This window comes from Methylocystis sp., from assembly GCF_050246715.1.
Taxonomy (GTDB): domain Bacteria; phylum Pseudomonadota; class Alphaproteobacteria; order Rhizobiales; family Beijerinckiaceae; genus Methylocystis.
The window spans coordinates 1-5,928 of record NZ_JBFWVN010000099.1; the positions used below are offsets into that span (position 1 = coordinate 1).

Consider the following 5,928-nt stretch of genomic DNA (forward strand, 5'->3'; position numbering starts at 1 on the left):
CAACATCGGTCGCTGGAAGGCCTATGTGAATCCAAACCCCTATCCTCAGCGCACCTTCTTCATCGCGCTGAACTACGACCTTGGCGGCCCGGATGGCGCAGGCGTAACGATCGATCGGGGAGGCTCCACGTCGACGTTCAGATAGGCTTCACGGCGATCCGCCTATGTCATTCGGGAAAGTTGCAATCACTGGGTGAGACGCTTTGCCGCAGCGAACTGACCGCTCCAAGATTAACTTGTCGCGGCCTCTGCTTTTTGCTTACATCAGCGCGCGCCTGTGAAATCCACGGGCGCGCCGAATCCAAGGCACAAGAGTTTATGCGTCGCAACTGGCTGACAGTTCTGCTGTTCGCGCTCGCGCTGACCGTTCAGGCCTTCGCGCCTGTTGCGGCGGGCGTCGCGTCGCGGATCGGCGCCGGCGACGCCCTCAAGGAATTTTGCTTTACCGACGTCGCCTCGGGCGACCAAACGCAGGCGCCTGGCCACGCAAAGCGCCCCAGGGACGCCTGCCTGTTCTGTCAAAACCATTGCGATGGGGTCGCGCCGTTGGCGGCGCGGACCATTCATTTTGGCAAGGCGCCCGTCCAATGGACAGCGCTTGATTGGACGGTGGCGGACCGCGCCCTGCCGACTCCCCCCCAGGATTATTCAAGACAGGCGCGAGCGCCTCCCGCCAACTCCTGAATCCTTCGCACGCTGACGCGCCGTTTCGCGCGCCTCGCCCGGACTCCGGGCGCGCGCGGCGTCGGGCGCAGCTTAAGGACAACGCCGCGGCAAGCGGCGGATCGGGAGCAAGCCCATGTTTCGTAAACGAAAGCCGAGCGGCCGGGAAAGCGTCGTCGCCGGCGCGACGCTTGAATCTCTAAATAAGCGCGAACGCCCGCAATCGGGTCATGCGCCCGGCATGGCGGCGCTCGCCGCTCGCACGCCGACGAGGCCTCAGTCGCATGACAATGACCAACGCGCCATTCGCCTCATCGACCTCGAACGCCGCGCGAGATTTTCGCGGCCGTTGACCGACGCGATCTGAACCGATGCGCCCGTGGGCGTCCAATTTCGCTTCGTCGCTTCGCGCGGGCGTGCGGCTTGGCGCGACGCCGCTGCTTCTGGCGGCGTCGCTCTGGGCCGTCGCGCCGCTCGCGCGCGGCGTCGCCCAGTCGGGCGTCGGCGGCCCAATGGTCGCGCAACTCTTTATCTGTTTCGCGTCGGGGTCCTCCCAACCCGACGCGCTTGCGGGGCGGCTGGGCCCCAAAAACGATCGCTCCGCCTGTATCCTCTGTCAGGCGTTTTGTAGCGGTCTTGCGCCTCTCGCGGCGCGGCCCGGCCCGATCGGCGCGACGCCCGTCCCGAGCTTCAGGCTCGTGTGGACGGTGGCGGACTGCGTCGCGCCGACGCCCCGACCCGACCCGGCCAACCGCCAGCGGGCGCCGCCGGCCGCTTAGTCGCTGCGTCGCGAACGGCCTGCGTCGGCGTCGACCTCTTCTCACGCCGCCGCCGCGGGCCGCCGCGCAGATTTTCGTCTATTCCGTATGAAGGCCGTTGGGGGCATGCAGATGAATGAACTGATCACCGGCGTCGTGCTTGAGACGCTGTGCGCCATAATCGCCGCATCCTATTTCGTCGCCGAATGCGCGATGCAGGAGGCAAAAATTCCCGTCCGTCAGGAAAGGCGGGAGATCACGCGGCGGTAGCCTCAGGCGCGCGCGGCGGCCCATAGGCCGCGCGCGAGATCGTCGATGAGATCATCGGCGTCCTCGAGGCCGACCGAAAGTCGCAGCAGACCGTCGCCAATGCCGAGCGCCGCGCGCGCTTCCGGCGTCAGCCGCTGATGGGTCGTCGTCGCCGGATGGGTGATGAGGCTTTTGGCGTCGCCGAGATTGTTTGAAATCTTGATCACTTCCAACGTATTGGCGAGCCGGAAGGCGGCGGCTTTGCCGCCCGCCATGTCGAAGCTCGTCAGCGTGCCGCCTCCCGACATCTGGCGGCGCGCCAGATCGACCTGCGGGTGATCGGCGCGAAACGGGTAGAGGACGCGTCTGACGGCTCTTTCCCCCGCCAGAAAGTCGGCGATTTTGGCTGCGCTCGCGGTCTGCTGGGCGGCGCGCAGCGGCAGGGTCTCCAGACCTTTCAGCATCACCCAGGCGTTGAACGGCGACATCGCCGGCCCGGTCTGACGCAGGAAATTATGGACGCTCTCTTCGATCAGCGCCTGCGCGGCGAGGATGACGCCGCCAAGACACCGACCCTGGCCATCGATATGCTTGGTCGCCGAATAGACGACGACGTCGGCGCCGAAATCGAACGGCTTCTGGAGGAGCGGCGTCGCGAAGACATTGTCGACGACGAGCTTTGCGCCGGCTTCATGCGCGAGGTCGGCGATCGCCTTGAGGTCATAGACTTCGAGGCCGGGATTGGTCGGGCTCTCCAGAAAGAAGAGTTTGGTCTCCGGACGGATCGCCGCCTTCCATTGCTCAAGGTCGGCGCCGTCGACGAGCGTCGACGGGATGCCCAACCGCGGCAGCAGGTCCTCGACGACATAGAGGCAGGAGCCGAACAGCGCGCGCGCCGAAACCACATGGTCGCCGGCTTTGAGTTGGGCGAGCAGGCTAGCCGTCACCGCCGCCATGCCGCTCGCCGTCGCGCGGGCCGCCTCGGCGCCTTCGAGCAGGCACATGCGCTGCTCGAACATCGCCACGGTCGGGTTCGAGAAGCGCGAATAGATGAAGCCCGGATCGTCGCCTTTGAACCGCGCCTCGGCCGCCTCCATCGTCGGATAGGCGAAGCTCTGCGTAAGATAAAGCGCCTCCGACAATTCGCCGAAGGAAGAGCGCTGCGTCCCGCCATGAACGAGTTGCGTCGCTGGTTTGAACGGCCTGCGCGGCGGCGCGTCTGCGGACATTGCTTCTCCCTTGGGCGCGGTCGCGCCGATTTCCAGTTGCGCAAAGAATTGCGCCGCCATGCAAAAGGCAGGGTTTCCTCGGGGAGACCCGGCCTTTTAGCGCGTTGTTTTTCGTGGCGGCAAGCCGGCCGGCTCAAATAACCACGTTCTCCTAATAGAGGGCAGACCGGCCCAAACTGTCAACAGGCCCTGGCTTGAAAGGCGATGCGATTTGGCGCTTATGCGGACGCAAAATCCGCTTCACCGAAGGCGACGGGGCGACAAGCGAATGGGCGGCGTGCTTTCCAGCCGGCAGATTGAGGCGATGGTCGAGGCCGGGCAAATTCGTCTCGCGGCTCCCCTGGCGCATGGGCAGATTCAGCCGGCGAGCCTCGATCTGCGGCTCGGCCCCAAGGCCTATCGCGTCCGCGCGAGCTTTCTGCCGGGCAAGCGCCGCAGCGTCGACGAACTGCTCTCCGCGCTCAAATATGACGAGATGTCGCTTGAAGGCGACGGCGCCGTGCTGGAGCGCGGTTGCTTCTATGTCGTTCCGCTGATGGAGAGTCTGGCCTTCGACGATTCTATCGTCGGCGCCGCCAATCCGAAAAGCTCGACCGGGCGGCTCGACATTTTCACGCGGCTGATCACGGACCGCGGCGATCGTTTCGACGAGGTCGCCGCCGGCTATCGCGGGCCGCTCTATGCTGAAGTGTCGCCGCGCAGCTTTTCAGTGCGCGTGCGCGCCGGCTCGCGATTGAACCAGCTGCGGTTTCGCGCGCATGCGCCAGGCGAGCCGGCGAGCGCGGCGCTCAGCGACGCCGATCTCGCCGAGCTGCATCGCAGATCGCCGCTCGTCGACGGACCGCTCAATCTGCGGGACGGGGTCGTGCTGCGCGTCGCGCTCGACGCCGGCGCCTTCGGCGGCATCCTCGGCTATCGCGCGCAAAAGCATACGGACGTGATCGACGTCGACCGGATCGGCGCCTATCGCATCGACGATTACTGGGACCGGCTGCCGGCGCGCGACGGCAGGCTGATCCTCGATCCCGGCGACTTCTACATTCTCGCCTCGCATGAGCGACTGGCGATTCCGCCCGATCTCGCCGCCGAAATGGCGCCGATGGACGCGGCGATCGGCGAGTTTCGCGTGCATTACGCCGGCTTCTTCGATCCAGGATTCGGCGCCGGACCGGACGGGCGGCCGGGCGCCCGCGCGGTTCTCGAAGTGCGGTCGCGCGAAGTGCCGTTCATTCTGGAGGACGGCCAGTTCATCGGCCGCCTCGTCTATGAACGCATGGCGGAAACGCCGCAGGCGCTTTACGGCGAAAGCGGCATCTCGAACTATCAGGGGCAGGGCCTGAAGCTCTCCAAGCATTTCAGGGCGGGATAGAAGCCGCCTCAGTCGATCCTGTCGACGAGATAATCCGCGTAGATCCCCGCGGCGGCGCACTCCTTCTGCGAGACGGCGTTGTAGGCGCGCGAAAATTCAGTCGCTTCGCGCCGCTGCGTTGCGCCATGGAAAAAATGACGCCGTCGACAAGCAGCACCGGATAAACATAACTTTGCGCCGCATCGGGATGCAGGGCCCAATATGCGAGGTCGATTTTCCGCAATTCGATTCGGTCGCCGCGCTTATCGGCAAACTGAATTTGCGGATCATGCAAGACTGTGCGCTCGAGGATTTCGTCGACGCTCGTGACGCGAACACCGCGGCTGTCCTTCACTGGGCGCCATGCGTGATAGGCGCTGACGAATTTGGGGGCGTCTGCACCGGGGTTGAAATATGCATAAGTTTTCGCGCCCGGACCTGCGACGTCGATCGTTTCGAGGCGATAGAGGAAACGCGCACTCGCTTCGCCGACGCCGCGCTCGATTTCCCGGCCTTTTGCGTCGAGTTTCGCGACCTGGTCTAGGTGTTTGATCCCGGGATTTGATGGTGCAATCTTTTCCATGGAATGGAAGGATGCACTATGGGTCAGATTCTGCACGGGAGCGCCCGCACGACAGAGGCGGTGCGTCGAGCGATACAAAATAGTCAAGAGAGCCTGAGGGCTCTGGCCAAGCGATATGGCGTCAATCAGAAGACCATCGCCAAATGGAAGAAGCGCTCTTCGGCTTCTGACGAGCGCACGGGGCCGAAAGACCCGCACTCCACGGTGCTGTCGCTTGAAGAAGAAGCGATCATCGTCGCCTTTCGCCGTCACACGTTGCTGCCGCTTGATGATTGCCTCTATGCCTTGCAGGCGACGATCCCGCATTTGACGCGTTCATCGCTGCACCGCTGCCTGCAAAGGCACGGGATCAGCCGGCTGCCGGACGTTGAAGGCGACAAGCCCGCGAAGAAGAAGTTTAAATCCTATCCGATTGGCTTCTTTCACATCGACATCGCCGAAGTGCAAACGGCGGAAGGAAAGCTCTATCTTTTCGTCGCCATAGACCGCACGTCGAAGTTCGCTTTTGCAAAGTTGTTCGACAAGGCCAACATGGCGATGGCGACCGCTTTTCTTGAAGAGCTTATTGCCGCCGTTCCTTACGTCATCCACACGGTTCTGACTGACAACGGCATTCAGTTCGCCGATCTGCCAAAAAACCGCAATGGCCCAACCGCCATGCTGCGGGGCCATCCGTTCGACCGCATTTGTCGGCGACACGACATTGAGCATCGCCTCACAAAGCCAAATCACCCATGGACCAATGGCCAGGTCGAACGCATGAACCGCACGATCAAGGATGCGACCGTCAAGCGATATCACTATGACGATCACGACCAGTTGCGACGGCATCTCGCCAACTTCATCGACGCCTACAATTTCGGCCGGCGGCTCAAAACGCTCAAAGGTCTCACGCCTTACGAGTTCATCTGCAAATGCTGGACTTCTCAGCCCGAACGATTCAAACTCAACCCGCTCCAGAAAATGCCGGGACTAACCCATCTTATTCGTGACGGCGCCGTTCGAAGGCTGGCGAGCATAGCATAGGTGGCTGAAACGGCGTAGGATTCGGTTGCTGACACCAACCCGTTCCGCTTCGACCTCACAGCCACGCCCGCC

Annotated in this window: 8 protein-coding genes and 1 riboswitch; of the genes, 7 read left to right on the forward strand and 1 reads right to left on the reverse strand. The window is 63.4% G+C overall.

Features of this window, described 5'->3' with window-relative positions:
- The first annotated feature begins 318 nt into the window (after positions 1–318).
- From AB7I51_RS17425 to AB7I51_RS17440, 4 genes are all read left to right on the forward strand, one after another.
- Positions 319–684 (forward strand): DUF2946 family protein, encoded by a 366-nt coding sequence (locus AB7I51_RS17425; protein ID WP_428405540.1) that lies wholly within the window; start codon positions 319–321, stop codon positions 682–684.
- Between the two features lie 115 nt (positions 685–799).
- On the forward strand, positions 800–1,030 hold the full coding sequence (locus AB7I51_RS17430) for a hypothetical protein (protein WP_428405541.1): 231 nt from the start codon (positions 800–802) through the stop codon (positions 1,028–1,030).
- A 4-nt stretch (positions 1,031–1,034) separates the two neighbouring features.
- Complete coding sequence (locus tag AB7I51_RS17435) at positions 1,035–1,442, forward strand: hypothetical protein (protein ID WP_428405542.1); 408 nt, start codon at positions 1,035–1,037, stop codon at positions 1,440–1,442.
- A gap of 111 nt (positions 1,443–1,553) precedes the next feature.
- The gene (locus AB7I51_RS17440) at positions 1,554–1,691 is read left to right on the forward strand and encodes a hypothetical protein (RefSeq protein WP_428405543.1); all 138 of its coding nucleotides are present in this window, start codon (positions 1,554–1,556) and stop codon (positions 1,689–1,691) included.
- Positions 1,692–1,693: 2 nt separating this feature from the next.
- Here the strand turns inward: AB7I51_RS17440 and AB7I51_RS17445 are convergent, their stop codons facing one another.
- The gene (locus AB7I51_RS17445; protein WP_428405544.1) at positions 1,694–2,899 is read right to left on the reverse strand and encodes an O-succinylhomoserine sulfhydrylase; all 1,206 of its coding nucleotides are present in this window, start codon (positions 2,897–2,899) and stop codon (positions 1,694–1,696) included.
- A gap of 76 nt (positions 2,900–2,975) precedes the next feature.
- Positions 2,976–3,054, reverse strand: a riboswitch (SAM riboswitch).
- Between the two features lie 113 nt (positions 3,055–3,167).
- On the opposite strand from AB7I51_RS17445, the gene AB7I51_RS17450 reads away from it, so the two are divergent.
- The 3 genes from AB7I51_RS17450 (at position 3,168) to AB7I51_RS17460 (ending at position 5,856) form a co-directional block, all read left to right on the forward strand.
- A complete protein-coding gene (locus tag AB7I51_RS17450) occupies positions 3,168–4,268 on the forward strand; it encodes a 2'-deoxycytidine 5'-triphosphate deaminase (protein ID WP_428405545.1) in 1,101 nt (366 codons plus the stop codon).
- A 118-nt stretch (positions 4,269–4,386) separates the two neighbouring features.
- Positions 4,387–4,791 (forward strand): hypothetical protein, encoded by a 405-nt coding sequence (locus AB7I51_RS17455; RefSeq protein WP_428405546.1) that lies wholly within the window; start codon positions 4,387–4,389, stop codon positions 4,789–4,791.
- A 57-nt stretch (positions 4,792–4,848) separates the two neighbouring features.
- A complete protein-coding gene (locus AB7I51_RS17460) occupies positions 4,849–5,856 on the forward strand; it encodes an IS481 family transposase (RefSeq protein WP_428405547.1) in 1,008 nt (335 codons plus the stop codon).
- Positions 5,857–5,928 lie beyond the last annotated feature (72 nt).